The organism is Labilibacter marinus (genome assembly GCF_001659685.2).
GTDB lineage: Bacteria > Bacteroidota > Bacteroidia > Bacteroidales > Marinilabiliaceae > Saccharicrinis > Saccharicrinis marinus.
Genome location: NZ_LXYE02000034.1, coordinates 195157 through 220311, shown reverse-complemented (window position 1 = coordinate 220311; position 25155 = coordinate 195157). Strand labels below are relative to the sequence as shown.

General features: G+C 35.0%; 17 protein-coding genes. 8 read left to right on the top strand and 9 right to left on the bottom strand.

Annotation, left to right across the window (positions count from 1 at the left end):
- Positions 1-212 precede the first annotated feature (212 nt).
- From A8L32_RS14450 to A8L32_RS14440, 3 genes are all read left to right on the top strand, one after another.
- Positions 213-1409, top strand: coding sequence for a pyridoxal phosphate-dependent aminotransferase (locus tag A8L32_RS14450; protein ID WP_066631546.1), 1197 nt, complete (start codon positions 213-215; stop codon positions 1407-1409).
- Between the two features lie 153 nt (positions 1410-1562).
- Entirely contained in the window at positions 1563-2807 is a 1245-nt protein-coding gene (locus tag A8L32_RS14445; RefSeq protein WP_066631543.1) for an ABC transporter permease, read from the top strand.
- 420 nt (positions 2808-3227) lie between these two features.
- Complete coding sequence (locus A8L32_RS14440; RefSeq protein WP_066631541.1) at positions 3228-3929, top strand: NUDIX hydrolase; 702 nt, start codon at positions 3228-3230, stop codon at positions 3927-3929.
- On the opposite strand, the gene A8L32_RS14435 is transcribed toward A8L32_RS14440, so the two are convergent.
- Positions 3880-5304: an MltF family protein gene (locus A8L32_RS14435; protein ID WP_066631539.1), complete on the bottom strand. Its 1425-nt coding sequence runs from the start codon at positions 5302-5304 to the stop codon at positions 3880-3882. The genes A8L32_RS14440 and A8L32_RS14435 overlap by 50 nt on opposite strands.
- A 91-nt stretch (positions 5305-5395) precedes the next feature.
- Entirely contained in the window at positions 5396-7480 is a 2085-nt protein-coding gene (locus A8L32_RS14430; RefSeq protein WP_066631537.1) for a putative porin, read from the bottom strand.
- 368 nt (positions 7481-7848) lie between these two features.
- Between A8L32_RS14430 and A8L32_RS14425 the strand changes: the two genes are divergently transcribed.
- The 4 genes from A8L32_RS14425 (at position 7849) to A8L32_RS14410 (ending at position 11891) form a co-directional block, all read left to right on the top strand.
- Positions 7849-8550 (top strand): DUF5020 family protein, encoded by a 702-nt coding sequence (locus tag A8L32_RS14425; RefSeq protein WP_066631535.1) that lies wholly within the window; start codon positions 7849-7851, stop codon positions 8548-8550.
- Between the two features lie 11 nt (positions 8551-8561).
- Positions 8562-9863: an NCS2 family permease gene (locus tag A8L32_RS14420; RefSeq protein ID WP_066631533.1), complete on the top strand. Its 1302-nt coding sequence runs from the start codon at positions 8562-8564 to the stop codon at positions 9861-9863.
- Between the two features lie 90 nt (positions 9864-9953).
- Positions 9954-10325 carry a GtrA family protein gene (locus tag A8L32_RS14415; protein ID WP_066631586.1) on the top strand — a complete coding sequence of 124 codons (372 nt, stop codon included), beginning with the start codon at positions 9954-9956 and terminating at the stop codon, positions 10323-10325.
- A gap of 213 nt (positions 10326-10538) precedes the next feature.
- The gene (locus tag A8L32_RS14410) at positions 10539-11891 is read left to right on the top strand and encodes an MATE family efflux transporter (protein WP_066631531.1); all 1353 of its coding nucleotides are present in this window, start codon (positions 10539-10541) and stop codon (positions 11889-11891) included.
- Between the two features lie 50 nt (positions 11892-11941).
- On the opposite strand, the gene A8L32_RS14405 is transcribed toward A8L32_RS14410, so the two are convergent.
- The 7 genes from A8L32_RS14405 to A8L32_RS14370 form a co-directional block, all read right to left on the bottom strand.
- Positions 11942-13048, bottom strand: coding sequence for a glycoside hydrolase family 88/105 protein (locus A8L32_RS14405; RefSeq protein WP_066631529.1), 1107 nt, complete (start codon positions 13046-13048; stop codon positions 11942-11944).
- A gap of 750 nt (positions 13049-13798) precedes the next feature.
- Positions 13799-14038 carry a hypothetical protein gene (locus tag A8L32_RS14395; RefSeq protein WP_066631525.1) on the bottom strand — a complete coding sequence of 80 codons (240 nt, stop codon included), beginning with the start codon at positions 14036-14038 and terminating at the stop codon, positions 13799-13801.
- 28 nt (positions 14039-14066) lie between these two features.
- Positions 14067-15344: a Gfo/Idh/MocA family protein gene (locus tag A8L32_RS14390; RefSeq protein ID WP_066631523.1), complete on the bottom strand. Its 1278-nt coding sequence runs from the start codon at positions 15342-15344 to the stop codon at positions 14067-14069.
- 40 nt (positions 15345-15384) lie between these two features.
- Positions 15385-16194, bottom strand: coding sequence for an FAD:protein FMN transferase (locus tag A8L32_RS14385; protein WP_066631521.1), 810 nt, complete (start codon positions 16192-16194; stop codon positions 15385-15387).
- A gap of 19 nt (positions 16195-16213) precedes the next feature.
- Complete coding sequence (locus A8L32_RS14380; protein WP_066631584.1) at positions 16214-17542, bottom strand: Gfo/Idh/MocA family protein; 1329 nt, start codon at positions 17540-17542, stop codon at positions 16214-16216.
- Between the two features lie 81 nt (positions 17543-17623).
- Entirely contained in the window at positions 17624-19078 is a 1455-nt protein-coding gene (locus A8L32_RS14375; RefSeq protein WP_066631519.1) for a Gfo/Idh/MocA family protein, read from the bottom strand.
- 125 nt (positions 19079-19203) lie between these two features.
- The gene (locus tag A8L32_RS14370) at positions 19204-20562 is read right to left on the bottom strand and encodes a 3-keto-disaccharide hydrolase (RefSeq protein WP_066631517.1); all 1359 of its coding nucleotides are present in this window, start codon (positions 20560-20562) and stop codon (positions 19204-19206) included.
- 307 nt (positions 20563-20869) lie between these two features.
- Here A8L32_RS14370 and A8L32_RS14365 point away from each other — a divergent pair, with 307 nt between their 5' ends.
- A complete protein-coding gene (locus A8L32_RS14365; protein ID WP_158027249.1) occupies positions 20870-24877 on the top strand; it encodes a hybrid sensor histidine kinase/response regulator transcription factor in 4008 nt (1335 codons plus the stop codon).
- Positions 24878-25155: the final 278 nt, after the last annotated feature.

Sequence of the window (25155 nt, the reverse complement as noted above, 5' to 3'; positions counted from 1 at the left end):
TAAACTTGGTATGATAACCATTTATAGTTATAAATTACCTCTGTATATAACAGACATACAACAAATATAATTGTTGATTTATATACTTATAAAAATACAGGTTTATTTAACACAAGATTAACTAAAGAAATCATTTTTTGAAAAATAATCTTCAAATATATGACAAATGACAGCTTTTTAGGTACTTTTGCTTGCCAACATAAACAAAAATTATGCCGTCTATTTCAAAAAGAGGTTATGATATGCCCTCTTCTCCAATACGTAAATTAGTACCTTTTGCAGATGCAGCTAAAGAAAAAGGGACAGAAGTTTTTTATTTAAATATAGGTCAACCAGATATTAACACACCTGTGGAAGCTATACAGGCCATTAAAAATATTGACAGAGAAGTATTAGAATATACTCATTCGGCTGGTTTACCTGAGTATCGCGAAAAGCTTACCAAATACTATGGACGATTTGACATTGATGTTGACAAGGAAGATATTTTGGTTACCACAGGAGGTTCGGAGGCATTTATATTTGCCTTTTTTTGCTGCTTTAATCCTGGTGATGAAATTATTATTCCTGAACCATTCTACGCTAACTACAGTAGTTTTGGAGAAGCTATGGGTATCAACATAAAACCTATTACATCAAAGTACTGTGACGATTATTCCTTACCTCCTATTAAGGAGTTTCAAAAACTAATTACGGCAAAAACCAAAGGCATTTTTATTTGCAATCCGAATAATCCAACAGGCTATCTATACTCTGAAGATGAATTAGAAACTTTACGAAGTATTGTTTTAGAAAACGATTTATTCTTATTGTCGGATGAAGTTTATCGGGAATTCTGTTACGATGGTTATGAGCATTTTTCAGCTTTAAACCTGAAAGGGCTTGAAGAAAACGTAGTACTGATTGATTCTGTAAGTAAGCGTTACAGCGAGTGCGGTATTAGAATTGGCGCTTTAGTGAGCAAAAACAAAACGGTAATTGCGTCTGCTATGAAATTTGCTCAAGCTCGATTAAGTCCGCCTTTATTGGGCCAAATTGCTGCATGTGCTTCATTAGATGCTGCTCCTGACTATACACAGGGCGTTTATGATGAATACATAGAACGCAGGAATGTGTTGGTTGAGGGTCTGAATAAAATACCTGGTGTAAAATCCTTACTTCCTAAAGGAGCGTTTTATACCATGGCTAAGCTTCCTGTAAAAGATTCTGATGATTTTTGCGAATGGATTCTTCGTGATTTTGAATACGAAGGACAAACCGTTATGATGGCACCTGGATCTGGCTTTTATTTTAGCAGGTATTTAGGTAAAGACGAAGTACGTATTGCCTATGTGTTAAATGTGGAGGATTTAAAAAAGGCACTTGTTGTATTAGAAAAGGCTTTGGAGGTTTATCCTGGAAGAAAATAAAATTTATTAGGCTAGTATTAAGTTTGTAAAGTAAGAAAGTCGATAGTTAAAGGTCGATTCAAACAATGCAGCATTATACCTTGTGGGTTCTTATGGGGTTTCAGAGGAATCATTATCTTTAGGCCGATATAAACGCTTTAACGACATTGAGCCTTGAATTTAAATTTATATATAGCCAATAAAATACGTAAGGGAGAAATAACAGGTAAAAAATTATCTGGCCCTATTATAACTGTTGCTACCATTGGCATTGCTTTAGGGGTAACAGTTATGATTTTGTCTTTGGCTATTGGAACAGGATTTAAACGAGAAATCAGAAACAAAATAATTGGATTTGGGGCTCATATTCAAGTCGTTAATTACGATTACAATTCTTCTCTGGAAACCAACCCTATTGAACGAGATGCGGACTTTGTTGAGCAGTTACAGGCTATTCCTGGCATAAAAAAGATTCAAGAGTTTGCAGTTAAACCAGGTTTATTAAAAACCGAGAACAATATTCAAGGAGTAGTTATTAAAGGCATTGGCCACGACTTTGACTGGGACTTTTTTAATCAGATTATTATTGAAGGTGAAAACCCAGATGTCACACAGAAAAAGACATCTAACGATATTATTATATCCAGAACTCTTTCTCAGTTGCTAGGATTAAAAGTTGGAGACAAAGTTCCTACCTACTTTTTTAAAGATAAAATTAGAGCTCGAAACTTTAAAATTTCTGCTATTTACGATTCTAGCTTACCCGAATTTGATAAGGTTTTTATTTTTGCTGATATACGCCATATTATTAAACTCAATAACTGGGAAGATAATCAGATTACAGGATATGAAATTACCCTAGATAAGTTTGAACAGACTAACGAGTTGGCTCATCAAGTTGATATAATGGCAGCTTCGAAAATATCGCCCGATGGAGGATTGCTGCGCACCACTACCATTTTGCAACAACAGCCGCAAATGTTCGGATGGCTTGGTTTATTAGATATGAATGTAGCCATCATTCTTACCCTAGTTGTACTTGTTGCTGGTTTTAATATGATTTCAGGCTTATTAATTATAATCCTTGAGCGTACAGCAATGATTGGGATTCTGAAAGCTCTGGGTAAGCAGAATCATGACATCAGGCGTGTATTTATGTATTTAGCTACGTTTATTATTGCCAAGGGCGTTATTATAGGAAATATAATTGGCATCTCTATTTGTCTACTGCAACAGCATTTTGGAATTATATCTCTTGACCCAGAGAACTATTATTTAAGCACAGTGCCTATTTATTTAAACCCATTACATCTAATATACCTTAATATTGGTACGATACTGGTTTCGTATTTAATGATGATAGCACCTTCTTATTTAGCCACTAAAATAACTCCAGTAGAAGCCATTCGATTTGATTGATACTCTCTTTGTGCTTACAACAATGAATTAGGCTAAAAACTGTATAATTATACAGAATATTCCTCTCTTGTGTAATTTTGTTCTACTACGAACACCAGCTGTACGATAATGGGCAATTACAAAAAATAACAAAATGCGCTAACAACAACAACTCTGTATTTTTTATTACACTATAAACCATTCATTATCTGCAACCTACAACCCACACAAAACAGAAGCACAAATCACTTACAATTTATGGCACGCTTTTTATATTACATATAACGTATTTATACAAAAGGTTTAAATTAAAGACAAGACAATGAGAAAAAATGCTGGAAACGTTCAGCATTTTTTTTTGCTCCTACCCCAACTGAATTATTCGATTCTATTAAAACTTTCACCCTACTATTCTTAATATTTCATTTTTTTACTATCTTAATGATAGAATCAAACAATGTATATATGCACGACCATTTTATCAATCAGCTAAAAGAATTACTCGAAGGAGAATTACCAGGTAAAAAGGCACAAAATAAAATGTCGCCTAATGTTCGCTTTACAGGTAAAATTATTCCTAATCGTGATGAAATTCGGGAAAGTAGCGTATTGATATTATTGTATATGAAGGATAATCAGTTGCACATTCCTTTTACTCAGCGCCCCAAATACAACGGAGCGCATAGCGGACAAATTAGTTTACCTGGCGGAAAAGTAGAACCTCAGGACAAAAATTTATTGGAAACTGCTTTGCGAGAAACGCATGAAGAAATAGGCGTGACCTCAGAAAACCTACAAATTCTGGGAAGTTTAACGCCAACCTATATTCCCAACAGTAATTTTAATGTAACCCCGTATATTGCCTATACTAAAGAACTGCCTACATTTATACCAGACAGTTACGAAGTAGAAAAGATTATAGAAGCTCCATTAAATGATTTAATATCTCCTAAAGCCTTAGATATCTTTATTAGAACAATTAATGGACACAACATTAAAGCGCCTTATTTTAATGTTGATAATCATCAAATATGGGGTGCCACAGCCATGATCATTAGTGAGCTAAAAGAAATCATCAACACCTTACTCGATTCTAATCCATTAGATTCTTGTAATGCTCATAACGATCAAGTATCTCTATAACGTAAGCGTAAGGTTCTGCCCCTCGGCAATAACCAAATTGCACAACTGGATCGTTAAAATAAACCGGTTGCGACTTATTTAGTAGGTAATAATCTACGTTATCTTCCCATATCTTAGGATTCTTACCATTCTTCTCGGCAAGTCGCATAGCGTCTAACACATGCCCTAAACCAACATTATATGAGGCCAGTATAAATTTCAAACGCTCTTCAGGATCATCAATCCTCAGTGTTAATCTAGAATCTAACCACTTAATAAATTTAATGCCACCCCTAATATTCTGCTCTGGAGAAGTTACATCACTTACACCAAATGTTTGAGCCGTTTCTGGCATCAACTGCATTAGCCCTTGCGCTCCTGCCCAACTTTTCACCTCTGGTAAAAAACGGGATTCCTGATAAATTAAAGCGGCCACTAATCTCCAGTCCCAATCAATGGTTTCACTTTCCTTTTTAATGATCTCATCAAATTTAGAAACTAAACCTCCTTTTAATGAATTAAAGCCAGCATCAACAATATGCGTTGATCTTCTATTCTCGAAGTATTTTTTATAAATCAAACGGTACTTGGTTGTTTTACGAAAACGAACTAACCAATTATTTATAACATGTAATAAGTCTGGTGAAGTCTTTCTTAACCCCCAGGCTATTTTCTGTGGAAAACTAATCGCCGTTTCTATATCTATATTATCGTAATAATTTAAATTTACCTTGGCTAAATTTTCATCACATATCGTAAATTCAATCTCGCCTTCTGCAACTAAATCTATTAATTGCTCAGCTTCATAATCGGGTATTTCTACCACATTAATGCTATCCCCAATTTCATCTGATAAATGACGCAAGCGCGTTACATACGAAGAACCTTTTTGTACATATATAGTTTTTCCCGCTAAATCTAGCTGATTACGAATCAGCTCATTAAAACGTTCCTTATCTCGCTTATCTTTCTTATTTTCATGCTTACGCTGAACTAATACTTGACGTGAGAAAGTATGCGGTTCTGTAAACTGAATGATCTTGCTTCGTTCTCGGGTAACCGTAAGATTCTGTGCTATTAAATCAATCCTTCCCGACTGAAGATCGGCAATATTTTCATCCACATCATTACTTACAATAACCTCTAATTTAATATTCAAGTTATTACACAGTTCCTCCAGTAATTCCAGCTGATAACCCATAGGGCGACCTTTATAAATAAAATAGTTAGTGGAATTATAGTCGGTGATAACTTTAAGTTTACCACGCTGTTGAATTTCTTCTAAATCAAAAGTTATTTCCTGCTTTACTTCCTCTTGCTCTGTTTTTGATGTTTTTGTAGTACACGATACCATTACGCATGCTACCAACAAACCAAACTTAACAATTAATCTCATACACAACACTTTACTTTGAAGCAACAAAGATAAATGAATTATTAACTGCCACAAACATGATTTGACGAGTGACAATTTTTATACCTTTTGGTTAATCATAGAAATTCCATGAAAGGCCGAATTGAAAACGCATTGGAGCATTAGGATAACCCAATGTTAAAAAGTAATTATTATCCATAAAGCTCTTATTAAAATGATCGAACTTAAGGAAAATACGCGCACGCTTTAATTGAAGGTTCATAAAAGCATCCATAAATGGATAATTACCCACTAGCTGCTTATCTTGTAAATAAAACTGACCTGTAGCTGGCATGTAAGCAGGTGTATAATACTCTGTATGGTATTTTACATCCATACCAATTTGTACATTCAACACTCTTTTTGCCAAATAAAAATTAAAATAATTAGATGATAATCCTGCAAAGTCGGGCAATGGATACAATTCTTTATCTGAGGTAACCTGATAAGCCAACTTATTATCACTATGAAAAGCTCCCACCTTAAAATTCTTATATAACGAAATCTGAAATGCACTAATTAAATCTGTGGATTGCGCAGGTAATGCATCATAATCCCAATATATATAATCGGTAAAAGATTTAGACTCGAACGAAAGCTTCATGCTTCTACTTGGAATATTTACACCTCCCTCAATATTGATGATCTTTTCTTGTTTAAAGTTTTTACTCCACTGAAAATGGTTAGAGAAATAATTTTCCTCCAGAAACTCAGCGGTTCTTAAATCAATCTTTCCTCTGGCATATATACCCGCCGTATCTTTAAAAACCTTATATAGCGTATTTATATTTCCATCAACTTGAATATCTCCAGCTTTATATCCTTGCACGTATAATTTCGCCCCTACATTCCACCAAAAGTTATCTCCTATATTCTTAAAAATCTGACCTCCAATATGCGTACTTACCAAAGTTGTATCACTTCTAACAAAAGATATTAAATCATCCTCATCCTCATCTTCATTGGGTGTTATTAATGTATCCGATTGAAATTTATAATGTTTTATTTCATTGGTTATATAGGCCCTAACACCAAACTTAAATATAGAGTTGGCTTCCTCATTAAACTTTATCTGGAAAGTATTTATAATATTAGTATACCTAATACTGTCCTCTGTAGTGATAGGGTTTATATAATTAGTTCCATACAAAGGTAGCTCTGGTTCATCATCATCACTCATGTAGGTTGATAAATTAGGAATTTCATACTTACGTTTATATGTACTTAAATCAAAAGTATGAAATATAGTACTTACAGGCAGCTCGACCTCCTCTTCTTCAAAAATTAATTCTTCCCTACCTATTAAAGTAGAATCTGAAACAGTAGAGCTATCAGGAATAACATTGTGTTTAGGTGCTAACTTTATTTTACCAATACCTAAAGATTGTGTAAAAAAGAAATTATAATTCTCAACTGTATTTACGGCATCTGAATATTTTACGGGAACATCCTCCGCATTACCATATTGATCTCCTGGGTTCGTAATAAATATGGTACTATCCTTATAAATACCACCACTTTGCTGATGTGTTATCTTATTATAGGCGAACACACCATGTATAGAATACTTAGGTCCATTATAACTCATAAAAAAGTTAAAGTTCCTATTATCTGCTGTCTGCCCTTCGTAAGCCCCAATAGATGATAACAAGTGGTATTTTAAGCCAAAATTCCAATTAGGAGTAATATTTTGTGTAAAAAAAGCAGAAACATTTTCTTCTGAGCGTCTTTTAGGAGCCGTATAATAATAACTAAGGTTAGTATAAGGTACTCTACTGTTATAAAAAGTAATATCTGCAGGCTTAATAAAATAAGTATGCAGAGAATTGATGAAAATAAATTCGTTAAATGTTTTTTTAGCGGATAATAAGTTAGAGTGATAAGCGGCACCACTATTACCCAGATGTATAGCCGAAAAACTTTCCTTAAAAATAGGGTTATATTGTTGAAATCCAGAAGTAATCGTATCAATCGCAAGTGAATCCGCGAACGTAAAGTCATCCTCCAGTTTCCAAGATCTCAACCTATCCTTAGGATGAACAGCAGTTGTTGTTGGTTCGCTTTCGCCACCTTCCTGCTCGGGTCCAAGACCTCTTTGTGCCATAGCATTGGCAGAAATAAGCACTAATAATACTAAGTATATCCATTTTTTACTCATCGTGGGCAAAGATAAAAAAATTGTTTCGAGAGCAAGCTCTAGTTTTTTCTATTTAACGCGCAATGCCTCACAAAATTTAAACCAAAAAATTACTTTCTGTAAAACTTACAGAATAAAAGCTCTTTGTATATATGAAAACCAAATTTTGTTTCCCCTTCCTTAACTCCATTAATGTTAATTATTTAATTATACTCTTTCTTAATTAGGTAATTTGTTGCATATATTTTTGAAGTAGATGATTTTAATTTATTTTTGCATTTTCAATACTCAATTTATTACACTTATCTACATGTAACTCAGCTTAAAGGCATAAAACCAATCCCCTTGCTGCAAAGACAAGTTACTGTTTAGAAAAACTTTTATTACACATGAAAAAAGTATTATTTATTGCTTTTATTGTTGCTTTTGCTTCTATTGCTAAAGCACAGAACTTACAAGTACATTACGATTTTGGTAAAGAACGAAAAATGGTTACTACCACTCTTGAAATGTTTAAGCCTGACAAATACGGTAGCACATTCTTCTTTGCTGATATGGATTACGGAAGTGAAGGAAGTGGGGTTGATGGAATTAATCTTTCTTACTGGGAAATTGCGCGTAGTTTTAAATGGAATGAAACTCAAAAGCTGGAGCCAAGAGTTGAATACAATGGTGGTTTTTTTAGATTTGCCGATGATAGCTATTTTGCTGATGCATCCTTTGCTATTAACGATGCATGGTTAATAGGTGCTCAATACACATGGAACAATCAAGACTTCTCGAAAGTGTTTACTCTACAAGCCAACTACAAAACCATTAGAGACAAAGATGCTGGTTTTCAAATAACAGGAGTCTGGGGATTACACTTCTTTGATAGAAAACTATCTTTTATGGGTTTTGCAGATTTCTGGAAAGAAGAAAATATTTTCATGAATGAGACAACTGATTTTGTATTTTTAACAGAGCCACAGCTTTGGTATAATATCAATAAAACTTTTTCTGTTGGTGGTGAAGTAGAGATCAGTAGCAATTTCGGTGGTAACAAAGGAAGTATGGTAAACCCAACCTTAGGTGCTAAATGGACTTTCTAATTATATAAATTATGCTAGAGAAGTTTTTTCAATTATCTAAAAATAAAACAAACGTACGTACCGAGGTAATTGCGGGTATTACTACGTTTATGACAATGGCCTATATTTTGGCTGTTAATCCTGATATTCTTTCTGCAACAGGAATGGATAAAGGTGCAATTTTTACTGCCACAGCATTATCAGCTGCGGTGGGTACTTTAGTGATGGCCTTATGGGCTAAACTCCCTTTTGCATTAGCTCCAGGAATGGGATTAAATGCCTTTTTTGCCTTTGGTGTTTGTATAGGAATGGGAATGTCGTGGCAGTTTGCTTTAACAGCTGTATTCCTTGAAGGTATCTTATTTATTTTGATGACGATCTTTAATATTCGAGAGGTTGTTATTAATGCAATTCCAAATAGCATTAAAAATGCTATTTCGGTAGGTATTGGTTTATTTATTGCCTTTATCGGAATGAAAAATTCAGGTATTATTGTAGCCAACGACGCTACATTTGTACACCTTGGTGATATGAAGTCAGCTGGTGTGCTACTTGCGTTATTTGGCATTTCACTTACTGGTATTTTATTAGCCTTAAAAGTTAGAGGTGCACTATTAATTGGTATGATTGTAACAACAGTGGTTGGAATCCCAGTAGGCATTACTCAACTTCCCAGCTTTGATTTCTCTGTTCCTTCTATTTCTTCAATTGCTTGGAAATTTGACTGGGAATGGGTTAAAACTGGTGAAGGCATATTTACCATGATTACCGTATTGTTTACTTTCTTATTTGTTGATATGTTTGATACTGTAGGAACGCTAATTGGAGTTTCTACCAAAGCCAACATGTTAAACGAAGACGGACGTATTCCTAACGTAAAACAAGCCCTAATGGCCGATTCTGTTGGTACAACTATCGGTGCTGCATTAGGTACATCAACGGTAACCACTTACGTAGAGTCAGCAGCAGGTGTTGCCGAAGGAGGTAGAACAGGATTAACTTCTTTAACAACTGCAATACTATTTATTTTGGCTTTATTTTTATCGCCATTATTCTTAATGATTCCTGCAGCTGCAACAGCACCTGCTTTAGTATTAGTAGGTGTTATGATGATGTCTCCGATTCAAAAACTTGATTTGGATGACTACACAGAATCTATTCCTGCATTCTTTACTTTAATTATGATGCCTTTGACATTTTCTATTGCAGAAGGTATTGTATTTGGAATGTTAGCATATGTGGTACTTAAATTATTTACAGGTAAATACAAAGATCTTTCTATTGTAACCATTATTTTGGCTATTCTATTTGCCATGAAATTTGTATTCATGTAGAAAGAAATTTATCATAAATTTTAAAACGCTCCGAGTTATTTCGGAGCGTTTTTTGTTATATTGCTTCCTCAAAAAAAAGAGAATCTTAAAATGCTACTTAAGCTTATAAAATTCATCATAGTAGGTTTTTCTGGTTTGGCTGTCGATTTTGGTTTAACCTTTCTTCTTAAAGAAAAACTAAAAGTTAATCGATTCGTGGCAAACTCTATTGGGTTTATTGCGGCAGCAAGTTCTAATTACTATTTAAATAGATGGTTCACCTTTCAAAGTCAAAATGAAGATATTTTAACCGAGTATAGTAGCTTCTTTATCATTTCTCTTATTGGCCTAGCCATAAACAACTTATTCTTATCGTTACTTGAAAAAAAGATGAATTTTTATATGGCTAAATTCATCGCTATCATGCTAACTACAGGTTGGAATTTTCTAGCAAATTACTACATCACTTTTAGTGCAATCTAGTGCTTTTAGAAAAAACACAGGTTTATTTTCTTACATCCTACCTTCCTTTAAATTTAACTAAAACAGTTTTATTTTTTTAACTGTAGATACGGCTATTCGCTTGATTAATCCTTATTATTTATGTTGCTTTGTAGCTTCTCAAAAATGAAGTGAACTTTTTGCTCAACTATTGCTTTTGCTTTAGTTTACTTGACCAGTCGTGGAAATTATTGAATGAAAGACCTAACAGTAGGAAACGAAGCAAAACTAATTTTTAAGTTTGCGATACCCATGGTACTCGGTAACTTGTTTCAGCAGCTATATAGCGTTGTTGACAGGATTATTGTGGGGCGTTTTATCGATGACACTGCCTTAGCTGCAGTAGGTGCATCCTTTCCTATTTTTTATATGCTCATCTCCTTTATGATTGGTATTGGAAGTGGTGCTACCATTGTTATTTCGCAGTATTTTGGTGCTAAGGATATGGAAAAGGTGAAACGCACCATAACCACCATTTATACCTTCATGTTTTTTGCCAGTTTGGTTATCATGTTTATTGGCATTTATTTTAGCAGGGATATCTTTGAACTGCTGAATGTTGGTGGAGATGTACTACCGCAGTCTATTGAATATTTTACAGTATATATGACTGGAATGGTGGCCTTCTTTGGTTTCAACGGAACCTCATCTATTCTGCGTGGTTTAGGCGATTCCAAAACACCGTTACGTTTCCTTATTTTTTCTACAGTTTTAAATATCATTTTAGATATTCTGTTTGTGGTTGTATTCGGATGGGGAATTAAAGCAGCTGCCCTTGCCACGGTAATATCACAGTTTGCCGCTTTTGGACGAGCCATATGGTACTTAGAAAAGAAACAACATATCATATCGTTTAAACTAAAACAATGGGTATTCGATTGGCAATTGTTTAAACAGAGTTTGCGTATTGGTTTACCAACTGGGTTTCAGCAGACCTTTGTAGCCTTGGGATTAATGGCACTAATTCGCATTGTTAATAATTTTGACTCCTCCGTATTAGCAGCCTATACCGTGGCGGGTCAAATAGATTCATTAGCAGCCTTACCTGCGTTGAACTTAGGCTCAGCTTTATCTGCTTTTGTAGGTCAAAACCTAGGTGCTAATAAAATAGATCGTATTAAAAAAGGTCTGCGTGCAACCCTATTCATGGCTTGGAGTATTAGTTTAGTCGTATTGTTATCCGCCTACTTTTTTGGCGAGCAACTCATGTATTTATTTTCAGATAACCCTGAAGTAGTTGAGCACGGAACTAATTATTTAAAGATAGTTAGTGCATTTTACCTGATTTTCTCCACCATGTTTGTTATACACGGCGTAATGCGTGGCGCTGGAGCAACCTTAATACCCATGTTTATTACACTCATGTCGCTTTGGATTATCAGGATTCCCTTAGCCGTTGTTTTTTCAAAACACTTTGGCGTAAATGGCATTTGGTGGGCTATACCTGCTGGTTGGACTGCTGGTATGCTGGGCTCTCTAATTTATTACCTCAGCGGTAAATGGAAAGATCAAGGAGTGGTGAAAAGAAATAAAGGTAAAAAGGTGTAAAGTGTTGTTATAACTCGCACCTTACACCCTTTATCCCACTTACTTTTTTTCTACTTATACAATTTATACACTTCGCTTCCTGCAGCTAAAAATGCACCAGAACCATATACTTCTGTTTTATCTGGCCATGCTTTTCCTGGGGCAGCACCAATTGGCTGTACATATCCTAACATTCCATCTTTCGTAATGTGACTCACCATGGCATTCCATCCTTTATTAACAGCTGGCTCGTAAGTCTCTTTATCCAAAATTCCTTGATTAATTCCCCATGCTAAACCAAAAGTATAAAATGAAGAACCACTTGTTTCTGGAGTTGGATAATATTTTTGCCCTAACAAACTCATAGCCCAATGTCCTTCTGGCGTTTGAATCTCAATCAGCTTTTTAGCCATCTTTTTATAAATACCTAAAAAGTATTTGTATTCCTTTGTTTTAGGTTCTAACTCAGATAAGATGTTAGCCAAACCAGCAAATACCCAACCATTTCCTCTTGACCAAAATATCTTAGTACCATTATCTAACTTACCCATAAAACTTTGGTCGCGATAATAAAGGTTTTCCTTTTTATCAAACAAGAAATCGGTAGTAGCCTTGAATTCATTTACCATAAAATCAAGGTACTTCTTTTCTCCTGTAATGTTATAAAGTTTAGCCCAAACTGGTGGGGACATAAACAAAGCATCGCACCAATTCCAACGATCCTGATGATATGGTGTTTTCCAATCTAATTTACTTTGAGACGGGTGATACATAATAAAGTTGAACTGTTTGATAGTCGGCTCAATCATTTTTTCATCCTTGTGTATTCTGTATAAATCACAGTAAAGCTGGCCTATTGTATGGTCATCTGCATGATATTGACGATGGTGAAGTTTCCAATCCTGTTCTTTACAAATATTCATTAACCAATCGTTGTAGGTGTCATCATTGGCCATGGCAGCCCATTTTACCATTCCTACATATAAAGCACCATTGGTCCAAGCTGCTATATGATGTGGGTTCTTCCTTCCACTATAGCATTCATTAAAATGTTCAATTTGCCAATCGGCAACACGTTTCATATGCTGTTTTACTTCCTGAGGCTTTATCTCCTGCGCGTACGCAACATTGCATAAAACAGCGAGTAGAATTACAAGTGTAGATTTTAAGTTTTTCATGTAAATTTTTATTTTTCTAAATAAAGATAGAACACACTACTCGTTCCTAGTCTTTAATTATTCAAGTTAAATATTCAAATCATTATAACTACATACAAATGAAGTATATTTTTGCTTTACAGATAAGCTTAACACAACTTTAACGGTACTTATAACGGTTACAAATCAATATCACCCTCATTATGAAAAGCAAATATTGTACATCAAAATAAAGTTGTTTTGGAACTACTATTTTAAATACTAACTTTTATATTGCAATCTCATATAGAAAGTATAGACATGGACAGCGAAACTGAACAAATTAAGATCCCTGAAATAAACTCAACCCTATTTAAGTTTCTGAAAATATGTTTCTATTGTACACTTTTATACTTTGGATTAATCATTGCTTTTCCAATTGCATTCATGACAATAAAACACCCAAACTTCTCTGCTACTAGCTTATTACTATTAATTCAAATAATTGGACTCTTATTTGCAATTCTATGGTTCTATTGTATATATTTCTATTTTAAATATGACCGTTACAGTAGTGCTGGTCTGAAACTATTTCTATTAGGAGTCTTCTTCACTCCTATCTACTTCTATAAAGTAATTTGGAAAAGAAAAAGTCCATTGCAAAATACCTTCGAACATGAACCTGTTATAGGTAATACCATTATTTTAGAAGATTATGACGATGATGACACTATTACCAACTAAAAAAGGCAGCCAAGGCCGCCTTTTTCTTTAGTATTTATAAATTAAATCTTACTTAAAAGATTTCACTCCCATTTTAATCCAAATAGTAATTAGCCTGACTATGGCAACAATTAAGTAAAAACAAACTGCTAAAATAGCTACAAACCCAAGTGAAGTAATTAATTCAGCCCAAGGTGTTTTATACTCAATTATCGCATATAGGTTAATACCAAAAGCTACTATAAATGAGATTAAAAAAGTGATTATCTCCCTTTTTACAGAAGTCCCTTTTAATATGATATCTTGCATAACAAAAGCTTTTATTTTATTAATTCTTTTAAATTCTGAATTTTTCTGGCATACTTATTTTCGCACCCGAATCAATTGCTTGTTCTGTTAGCAAAGTCCAAATACTTGCATAATACCCCTCTTTCACAAGCCATTCAGGATATTTACCTTGCTTAACAAAGCGAACAAAATTGATAAGTTCCTCTTTTGTTCCATCTCCTTTTTGACCTACATATATAGGCTCTGCTTTTTGCCTTTTCTGAGTTTCAGGAGCCCAACTTGGTCCTCCAATTGGTGCCTCTTCAAAAATACCCTTTTGAATATCTCCTATTAATTGAGCAATTCCTGGAGCAGGTTTAGGTTTGGGTGGAATCACATTATAATACCTGTTGGTTTCCAACTCAAACGTTCCTTTATCGCCAATAATTTCTTCCTCGCAACCGTATCTTTTATTGATAGTTTGCGAATCATAGGTAAATTGTGTTCCATCAGCATACTCAAAGATAGCCGCAATATTATCTGGCACTTCTCTACCATCTTTCCAATACCTAATGCTTCCAGTTCCCATTACGGATACTGGAATATCTTGCTTAGCCCAGTTAGCCACCTGCAATTGGTGCGACATCAACTCAGTTAACAAACCTGCCGAGTATTCTTTATACAACCTCCAGTTAATTTGTCTTTCCAAATGTGGTTTTGCTGCAGGCACTGCACGGCGCCAGTCATTTCCTCTGTGCCAATGTGCATGCATTTGTCCAATAATACCCAACTCGCCTTGACGGATACGTTCTATCGCATCATTATATTTATCGCTAAATAAACGCTGATGGCCAATTAAAAGAATACTTCCTGAATTGATATGTGCATCATACATCGCTTTGGTATCATCCAAAGTACGTGCCATTGACTTTTCGCATAAAACATGAATACCTGCATTTAAGCAATCAATTGTAATATGCGCATGCTGAAATAAAGGAGTAGCAACAATAACTGCATCTACGCCTCCATCTTTCATTAGTTTTTTATAGTCACTAAAACCTTTGGGTGCATTTTTATATTTAGCCGCAAGTTCCAACGAAATATCTAAACTAGGTTTATAATTGTCGCACAAGGCAACAATTTCAAACTCCTTACTTCCTTCGTCTTTTATTCGATAAAGATGTTCTTGCAAGTATCTTCCACGTCCGCCCGTTCCTATTATACCCAAACGTATGGCTTTACCATTTCCTGCCGCCGATACACTATGAAACAAAGGACTTGACATGGCCGCCATTCCTGCACCTGCAATGGCCATCTTTTTTAAAAACTCCCTCCTATTTTCTCCCATATAATTAAATGCAAAAATTCGAACTACCCATCACTATCTATTAGCTAGGTATTCGAATACAAATTTCTGGATTAAATATTTTTATAATCTCCTGACCTATATCATCCGAAGCAATAGACAAAGCGGTTGACAGCACTTCTGCCTCTATGGGGCACTTAGTCTGTATTTCAACCAACCTATATTGATGCTTTAATTTCCCCTTGTAAGGGTCAACAATATGCGCTTTAGCCTTCTCATCTTTTTGATGAAAACCACTTACTGAAACGGCATCATCATTCAATGTTAAACTTGTATTTTTTTCATCCTCCAAAGCCAATGGCCAAAAATCTCCATAAGGATGACGACCTCTGGTAATAATCGAACTGCCTCCAAAGCTTACAAAAGCATTCTCCTGACTGGCCTCCTTTAAAAGCTCTGCCACATGAGCCAAAGCAATCCCTTTACCCAATCCACCAAAGTCTATTTCTACATCTTTGTTGGTATAAGTAATAGTTCGCTCTTCTTTATTCAGAACCAACTGCTCTTCTATACTCATTCCTGAAATAGAACTTGCTTTGTAAGCAATATTAAAATATCCTTGGGTTTGCTTATAAAACTCTACACATTTTTCAATGGTATTGAATAATTCTAAACTTACTTTAACCGGATGCTCACATGCTTTTTTATTCAGCTTAAATACTTCAGCATTTTTATTGAACTTGCTATAAATCAACTCAACCTCTTTCACTTTCTTATCCATTGCTTCAAAAACTGATTTTAGTGGAGCATTTGGGCACTTGCTCCATAAAACCACATCCATCCTTGAATTCATGGCTGCCATCGTATCGTGAAAGAGGTTTACTGAGTTCATTCTTTATATACTGTTTTAATTACAGTTTTGGCTCCCAACCTTTTTCGTACTCACGCTTCCACATTTTTGCAGCAGCCTTGTTTTTAAGCACGCGTCCGGTTTTAGGGTCTACATTTAAGCTTTCCTCCAAATCCTGAGCAATATTACCCAAGTGACAAAGTTGAGTGGAGATTCCTCCATCAAAAATTGGAGCATTTAATTTTTCACCTTTTCTGATACCATCACAAAAATTACGCATATGATTAACGGTAAGCATATCAAACCCAACCGTATCGTTTGTATCATTAGCGGCCTTATGTTTACCCTCAAATTCCTTTTTAAGCTGAGTTCCTTTTAAATCGTAAAGTACATATTGCCCCCTATCCAAGTGAATAGTTCCTTTAGACCCAAAAATTTGTGCACCTCTACCACCTGAAGGTTTATATCCATTACAACTATGACCTTCCCAAGCCAATGTTTTACCACCTTCAAACTCATAACTTGCTAGTTGTGTATCAAACCACTGCCAATCGTCTCCTTTATGATGTAAACGACCTCCTGTTGATACAACACGAGTAGGATAGTCTACACCCAAAGCCCATCGACAAATGTCAATTTCATGTGTACCATTATTATGAATTTCGCCAGTACCCCATGTACGAAACCAATGCCAATTATATGGATGAACATTATCTCTATAAGACTCGCGAGGAGCTGGACCTTGCCATAAATCCCAATCTAGTGTTGAAGGCACAGCCACTTCTTTTCCAATACCTATAGGCTTACGAGTATTAGCATAAAACGCCTTCCCTGCATACACATCTCCAATAACACCATCCTGAATATCTCTTACTGCCATAGCAGAAGTAAAGGATGAGCGTTGCTGATTACCCATTTGACATTGCATTCCTGTTTTCTTTTGAACTGCAATGAGTAATTCTGTTTCATATGGATTATGACTACATGGTTTCTCAACATAAACGTGTTTGCCTGCTTGCATACCCATAATAGCCATCGGCGCATGCCAGTGTTCCGGAGTAGCCACTATAATAGCATCCACATCCTTTTGCTCCAATACTTTTCTAAAATCCTTTTCCATTTTAGGTTTATAACCTAACGTTTCCAGGCAGTAACCTTCAAACTTATTCATTCGCTTAGCATCCACATCGCAGATGTAAGTAATACTAGCATTTTCAACAAAACCAACTGCCTTGGCCAAACCATGTGCTCTACCTCCACAACCAAGCACAGCAAAACGAACTTTATCATTTGCTCCTAACACACCAGCCATAGCATTGGTTGAACTTAATATTGTAATTCCAGCAGCTCCTATAGCAGCTTTTCTTATAAAACTTCTTCTAGATTCCATATCATTTAGATTATCAGATTTATAGCAGAAATTAATATACACCAATGAATGGTATACAAATCTCTTAACTATATGCCTATTTTATAACTTATAAAATTCTTCCCAGCCTTTACGAGGAGGAGTTCCTACAAGCATCTCATTAGCTATTTTATTATTTGTAATTTGTTTAGTTTCTCTATCAAACTCTATTCTGGTACTTAAGCGCTGCGCTAATACTCCCAAAGTAAATACCTGACTTAACGGACCTGCAACATCAAACGATGAGCGACATTTCTCTTCTCCTTTACAGGCCAAAAGAAAGTTTTCCGCATGATTAGAGGGACTTTTAGGTACTTCAGGTAGCCTTGACTTAATATCCGCAGCTTTACTTTTAGGAATAATTTTTAATATACTACTATGCGAACCTCCCTTAAAAGTTAAATCTTTACCATATATAATTTTTCCAGGATTTAATTTGGCAGGCTGTACATCGCCATTGCTTGCAGGAGGGATATTTGGATCTACCTCAGTAACTCCATAACCAGCAGGTACCGGTGGAATATTGTCTAACCCATCGTACCAATCTATATCGCACGCTGGCATATCACCCCTCTTTGGAAATTTGAATTTAATGGTAGATGAGAATGGGAAAAAGAATGAATTATGTCCTTGCAACAATGTTGGATTAACCTCAGTCGGCAATCCCAAATCTAGAAATTCATGTGCCGTATCTAATAGATGTGCCCCCCAATCGCCTAATGCACCCATTCCAAAGTCGTACCAACATCTCCATTGGCCATGATGGTAATCTTTATTATAATCGTGATATTGCGAAGTCGTAAGCCATGCCTCCCAGTTCATTTTTCTTGGCATTTTCTCTTTTGCGGGGAAAGCGGTTAAACGTGGGTCAAATTTATGCCAACGTCGAGACTTATTCATATGAGCAGTTATGGCAGTTACATCCTTAATAATGCCTGCTTCTCTCCAAGCTTTAAACTGAAAATAGTTTGCTCCTGAATGCCCTTGATTACCCATTTGAGTATGAACATTATACTTTTTTGCAGCCGCCATCATCAATTCAACCTCATTAAAGGTTCTGGCCATAGGCTTTTCAACGTATACGTGAATTCCCATAGACATGGCTAGCATCGTGATAGGAAAGTGTGAGAAATCTGGTGTACCAACACTAACTGCATCAATCTTATCACCCATCTTATCAAACAACTTTCTAAAATCGGTAAATCGAGGTACATCAGGAAACATATTCTGAACTTCCTGTGTATGTTTTCCCTCCAAATCAACATCACATAAGGCAACAATATTAGCCATTCCAGTCGCATGTAATTCTTTTACAACACCACCTCCACGATGACCTATTCCTATACAAGCCAAATTTACTTTCTCACTTGGCACGTATGATGAGTTTTTCATTGAATGTGATTCCTCATCCCAAACCTTTTTACCAGCAAAAATAGTACTACTAGGAAGAATACTTAAGCCTCCTGCAGCCACTAGACTTTTTTTAAGAAAAGCACGACGTTGATTCATTTTATCCATTTCTGTAGATTTTGATAACTTACTATTTTAATTTTTTAGTTAAAAGAATTCAGACATAACTAAGATATCGACTCAATGAAATAAGCCATCTATACTATTATGTCTGAACCCTTAAAAAAATACTTCTACAATTCTTTAATTTTGATATTCTTAAACTCTACATCATCGCCATGATCTTGCAATAAAATCAACCCCTCTTCCGCTTCACCAAAATTTGGCCATTTAGCATATTTACTATAAGCCACTAAAGCTTTCCATTGCTGCGTACCTCTTTCGTATTCAACTACAGTACATCCATTTAAAACATGTTTAACTTTAGAACCTGTCACCTCAATTCTGGCACGATTCCACTGACCGTTATTTACATACTTAAGTGGTTTTAGGCCATGTACAAAGAGTCTTGAATCAGCTTTAATAAGGTCGTATAATGAACCAATTGTTCTCTTGCTGCCAACGCCTTTTTTAGCATCTGGATGATTTTTATCGTCTAAGATTTGAAACTCACAACCAATAGCAGAACCCTTACCTTTATTTAAATCTGTATCTACAAAATATTTGATACCACTGTTGGCACCTTTGGCAAACTTGAAGTCAACTTCTAAAATAAAATTCTTGTAAGGTCGGGTAGTTACAATATCACCACCATGTGCCGACTCACCACCACCAGAAGCATGAACCATTAGAATACCATCCTCCATGGTCCAACCATTTTCAGGAAAATTATCTTTTTTAGCGCCTCTCCAACCTTCAGCTGTTTTTCCATCCCAAAGAAGTTTCCAACCATCTTTCTTTTGCTCTTCTGTCAACTGATTTTTCAGGTAGCTAACAACAGGTGCTGTAGTATCAGCAAAACTAGGTTCTTCATCTAATTCAGTAATAGAAATATTACGCCATTTATTTTGAACACCATCTTTATTTTTACCTGCAGCATGTACTTGTAAAGCAATAAAACCAGTCTCAACACTTTCTTCAATTAAGTTGGCCACATTAACACCATTCATCCAGGTAACAATACGGTTTTCATAGGCAATCACTTTTACCTTATTCCACTCACCTCTTTTTAAAGCTTTCTTTGCAGCTGGATTATACTCCAAAGGATAACGCCATCCTTTACGTCCTTGGTCATAGATACCAGCAGTCCATGCTCTTTCTGAATCATCTGCCTCAACCTGAGGGCCAAAGAAATGTTTCTTTTCTTCGTTATACTGAGAACGAAATTGAACTCCAGAATTAAGTCCTTCGCCTAAAACAAACTCATACTCTAAAATAAAATTGGTATAATCATTTTTAGTCGCTAACCAAGTACTTGGCGTTCCCGATTTTGACGTACCAACAATAACGCCATCCTCTACTTTAAATTCAGCTTCTCCAACTAAGGTTTTCCACCCCTTTAGGTTTTTACCATTAAATAAGGATTTCGATTTTTGAGCACTAACTCCACTCATTAAAGCAAGGCATAGCGCCAATACAATTGTAACTTTCATCTGTTTAAAAATTAACAAAACCCTGATAACCATTACAAATTTCATTATGCTTTTATGTGCCTAATTTATTTGCTCTGGCCATGCCAGTTTTATAGGTTTAAATTTATAATTGGGTGAAAAAAAAACTCTATTCACTCAAACTTTCAATATTTATTTATTTTTAAATTCTATCCTTAATATACTACTTTGCAAATCTACCTTTGAGACCAATAGTAGATGAGTTATTATTGTGTCAATAATGAATGTTTTTGTGTCATTTAAGCATTTAAATTGTTTTTTATACTTTTGCATCAACATAAAGCCATACATGAAACAAACACAAGCTTTTTCAATACTTATCCTAGGTCTTTTTTGTGTCATTAGTCATGCTCAAAATATTCGTTTTGACCATTTTGACATTAAGGATGGTCTTTCGCAAAACAGTGCTTTTTGCATGGATGTAGATGCCAATGGTTTTATTTGGATTGGTACTTTAAATGGCTTAAATAGATATAATGGATACGAATTTGAAATATTTAAACCCACCATCGGAAAAAAAGGGAGTATCCAGGGAAGCTTCTTTCGTTCATTAACCTGCGATAATGAAGGTAATGTTTGGACTATAGCACAAGATGCAGGCTTAAGTAAATACGATTACCTGAAACAGGAATTTATCAATTACCATGATTCACTTTTTAATAAGAATATACCTAAAAGCAATACTTTTATTAAAGTGGATAAAAGAGGCTGGGTTTGGATCGCCAACACAAATAAACTAATGGGTTTTAACCCTAGTGATAGTGCTATAGTTAGACCAGTTATAGATGGAACTATTAATGGGATTTCTATATTACCTAATGGAAATGTAGGCATTTATGGAAGTGAAGGTTTACACGAGATGTATTTAAGCATTGATTCTACATACATTCCTGTTTCAAGAATTACTGACTCTATTGTCATCCTAGGTAATGACGGCTCTAAAACGGTGGCTATTCATAGCAATAAAATATCCATCTATACTCAAAACCTAGCAAAACCAACAAACGAATATCTTTTAAAAGATATTAAAGGTAGCCCGCAGAACATGACCTCCTCTGCCATACTTGTTGAATCGTCTAATATTTGGTTACAGCATAAAAATGCATTAATTAAATACACCATTACCGATTCTGAAATATCTTGTCAATCCTTAAGCCATACCCCAGGAAATTATAACTCACTACGTGGATTTTCAATCAGTAATATTATACAAGATAAAAGTGATAATATATGGATTGGCACATCCAAACACGGAATTAATATACTCAGTAAAAGCAAAAACTCCTTTAAACATTTAAGTTGGAACTATGATAGTTACGACGACATTGAAATTGACCCAGTTAGAGCTGTTTGCGCTACGACGGAAAATGAATATTGGCTAGGTTTTGACAGAATGGGAATTGGTATTATTCACCAAGATGGAAGCCAAACATTAAAAACTACTTTTATAAATAAAGATGGAACAAGAGAAACAGTCAGAGGCGTAAGAAATATTTTTGAAGATAAGGACAAAAGGATATGGGTGGGGTTGTACGATGGTATTTGTATTTATAATAGACAAAACGGCCAGCTCGAACATATAGAAAAATACGCAAGTGGTTATTGGAAAAACAGGTCATATTCTATTCTTCAGTATGATTCCACAAGGGTTTTAACAGCCATAGCTACTCAAATAAAATTAGTCGATTTAAAAAATAAAAAACAGGAGTCTTTAAATTATAATACGCCCAATAATCGTATCCGTAGCAATGTTAGGGACATGTATGTTAAAGATTCCATTATTTGGCTGGGATTGGATAATTCGGGTATTGCAAAAATAAACACGGATAAAAAAACTTTAAAATCATATGATTCTGAATCTATCGGCCTAAGTAATTCTAAGGTATATAGCGTTACTGGTTTTGGCAATATGCTATGGGTTGCCACAAACAATGGGCTAAACCGTTTTAATACAAAAACTGAAAAAGTAGAAAAAGTTTATTACGAAGAACATGGCTTGTCCAACAATATTGTTTACTCTTTAAAATTAGATAAGAACAAAAACCTTTGGATGAGCACCAACCGCGGTATTAGCAAACTATTTATTCCAAAAGAGCAATTTACTTCCTATTTAAAAAGTGACTTTTTTATGGATGATGCCTCTTTTCAGGATGCGCAAGGAAACATATATTATGGAGGTTATACTGGCGTAGCATTCTTTGACCCTCTAAATTTCAAAGCCAATGAACCGTCTTTAATTCCGTTTATCGAGAGCTTTAGCTTGAATAATGATTTAGTTATTCCCAATCGTAAAACAAACAACCGGGTTATTCTAAATCAACACATTGACAAAACTGATAATATAAAACTATCTTATAACGAAAACACCTTTTCCTTTGAGGTCAATACGTTACAGTTCGACATTCCTAATTCCAATAAATTCAGGTATAAATTAGAGAATTGGCAAAACAATTGGACAGAACAGGACGGAAATAATAGAAAGGTGACATTCACTAATGTAGCACCTGGAAATTATATCTTTCACTTATCTGTAGCAAGCTCTAATGTAGGTTGGTCATCAGCCAAAACTATTCATATTAATATAGAACCTCCATTTTGGCAAAAACTATGGTTCAAGCTGACACTTATACTTTTCATCTTCCTTCTATTACTATTTATATACAGATGGAGATTATACCGAATACAGCAACGTAATAAATTATTGAAGCAAAAAGTAGAAGAGCAAACCAAAGATATTATCCGAAAAAGTGACGAAATTAAAAGTATATCGGAAAAACTGCATGAAGCAGACGAAGCCAAACTACGTTTTTTCACCAATATATCTCACGAATTCAGAACACCATTAACATTAATTTTGGGATACCTTGAGGAGCTGCAAGATACCAAATCACATGGCATAAAAAAGGTTATTAAAAGTAATGCTTTGCGATTGCTTAGACTGGTAAACCAACTTATCGAATTCCGAAAACTTGACCAAGACCAATTAAAACTTGAGGTTTCGCATTTCGAACTTAACCAGTTTGTACAGGAGATTACATCTTCATTTCAGCAACTGGCACAGCAAAAAGATATTACTTTAAGTTTTGAACCTTGCACCAATAGAATTCCAGTTTGGCTGGATATTGACAAGACAGAAAAGATCCTATTCAACCTGATTAGCAATGCTATAAAATACACTTCTAGTGGTAACCCAATTTTTGTTTCTACTGCCGAAAGTGCTGAACATTTTGCAATAACAGTGAAAGATTATGGAATAGGTATTTCAGAAGAGGAGCTAAATCATATCTTCGACCGCTTTTTCAGAAGTAAAAACAGCCAGCAGTCCGGTCACGGAATAGGACTTGCCTTAGCTAAAGGGTTGGTTGAATCGCAGTTTGGAACACTCACGGTAATTTCGGAAAAAGGAAAGGGTTCTGAGTTTAAAGTGACCTTTAAAAAGAATAAAGATCATTTTGGCGAACATGAGATTGTTGATTCAAATAAGCTTAAACCCTATATTGCAGAGGATACGGAAGATCTTCACTTTCCTGCGTCTCCACAAACCATATCTGATAAACAAATACTTTTAGTTGAGGATGATGTGGAATTAAACCAGTTTCTGCAGCGTATTTTATCTGTTAAGTATTCGATTATAACTGCAGAAAACGGAATAGAAGCACTTAAAAAACTAGATGATTTTATTCCTGATCTAATTATATCGGATATTACCATGCCGCATATGGATGGCATCACCTTTTGCAAAAAAATAAAAGAGAATACAAATACATCTAAGATTCCTTTTATTTTACTCACAGCAAAAACAGATTCTTTAATACGTATTGAAGGTTTTAAACTTGGTATTGATGATTATATTGAAAAGCCGTTTGAAAAACAAATACTATTGGCTCGTGTAGATGCTTTAATTAGTAATAGAGAAAAGCTGGAGCAAGAACCTGTTCAAACCAAAACCATAGCTCAAATTGATAAAACTAAATTTACCAAAAACGAAGTTCTGTTTTGGAAAAAGGCCAACACCATCATTCAGCGAAACTTTAGTAACCCTAATTTTACCACCGAGGTATTGAGTGAAAAAATGAATATGAGTCGCTCTACTTTTTATCGTAAATTTAAAGGCTTAAGTAGTGAAAATGCAGCAGACTATATTCGCAAAATACGATTACACAAGGCCGCTGAATTATTACACAAGAAACAACTTACCATACAGCAAATAAGCCTCGAAGTAGGTTTTCAGAGCACAGCCCATTTCAGAACAAAGTTTAAAGAACATTTTGGAATTAACCCATCGGAGTATGTGTAGGGTAGGTTTTGTTGAAAGGTAGTTTTTTTAGTGTAAAGTATAAAGATCTATATGCATCCTATATCGTTTACTTTATACTTGTATTTTTTCATAAATCTTGTCCAAATTAGCTCCCACTCAAGCCGTGGAGGCTCTTACTTTTTTCTACAGTCAAAAAAGTAAGAAAAAAGTCCGTCGGCTACACCCATTTCTCTCAAAAAACTAGTGATGCCGATACTAAACAAAAACAGCTTAATCTTTGTATAAAATAGTATAGTTTGATAATAATATATTTGAAA

Excerpts from the sequence above, each read along its gene's own strand:
- A8L32_RS14450 (WP_066631546.1), top strand. The coding sequence starts at position 213 with ATGCCGTCTATTTCAAAAAGAGGTTATGATATGCCCTCTTCTCCAATA.
- A8L32_RS14440 (WP_066631541.1), top strand. The coding sequence starts at position 3,228 with ATGATAGAATCAAACAATGTATATATGCACGACCATTTTATCAATCAG.
- A8L32_RS14435 (WP_066631539.1), bottom strand. The coding sequence starts at position 5,304 with ATGAGATTAATTGTTAAGTTTGGTTTGTTGGTAGCATGCGTAATGGTA.
- A8L32_RS14430 (WP_066631537.1), bottom strand. The coding sequence starts at position 7,480 with ATGAGTAAAAAATGGATATACTTAGTATTATTAGTGCTTATTTCTGCC.
- A8L32_RS14425 (WP_066631535.1), top strand. The coding sequence starts at position 7,849 with ATGAAAAAAGTATTATTTATTGCTTTTATTGTTGCTTTTGCTTCTATT.
- A8L32_RS14420 (WP_066631533.1), top strand. The coding sequence starts at position 8,562 with ATGCTAGAGAAGTTTTTTCAATTATCTAAAAATAAAACAAACGTACGT.
- A8L32_RS14415 (WP_066631586.1), top strand. The coding sequence starts at position 9,954 with ATGCTACTTAAGCTTATAAAATTCATCATAGTAGGTTTTTCTGGTTTG.
- A8L32_RS14410 (WP_066631531.1), top strand. The coding sequence starts at position 10,539 with ATGAAAGACCTAACAGTAGGAAACGAAGCAAAACTAATTTTTAAGTTT.
- A8L32_RS14405 (WP_066631529.1), bottom strand. The coding sequence starts at position 13,048 with ATGAAAAACTTAAAATCTACACTTGTAATTCTACTCGCTGTTTTATGC.
- A8L32_RS14395 (WP_066631525.1), bottom strand. The coding sequence starts at position 14,038 with ATGCAAGATATCATATTAAAAGGGACTTCTGTAAAAAGGGAGATAATC.
- A8L32_RS14390 (WP_066631523.1), bottom strand. The coding sequence starts at position 15,344 with ATGGGAGAAAATAGGAGGGAGTTTTTAAAAAAGATGGCCATTGCAGGT.
- A8L32_RS14385 (WP_066631521.1), bottom strand. The coding sequence starts at position 16,194 with ATGAACTCAGTAAACCTCTTTCACGATACGATGGCAGCCATGAATTCA.
- A8L32_RS14380 (WP_066631584.1), bottom strand. The coding sequence starts at position 17,542 with ATGGAATCTAGAAGAAGTTTTATAAGAAAAGCTGCTATAGGAGCTGCT.
- A8L32_RS14375 (WP_066631519.1), bottom strand. The coding sequence starts at position 19,078 with ATGGATAAAATGAATCAACGTCGTGCTTTTCTTAAAAAAAGTCTAGTG.
- A8L32_RS14370 (WP_066631517.1), bottom strand. The coding sequence starts at position 20,562 with ATGAAAGTTACAATTGTATTGGCGCTATGCCTTGCTTTAATGAGTGGA.
- A8L32_RS14365 (WP_158027249.1), top strand. The coding sequence starts at position 20,870 with ATGAAACAAACACAAGCTTTTTCAATACTTATCCTAGGTCTTTTTTGT.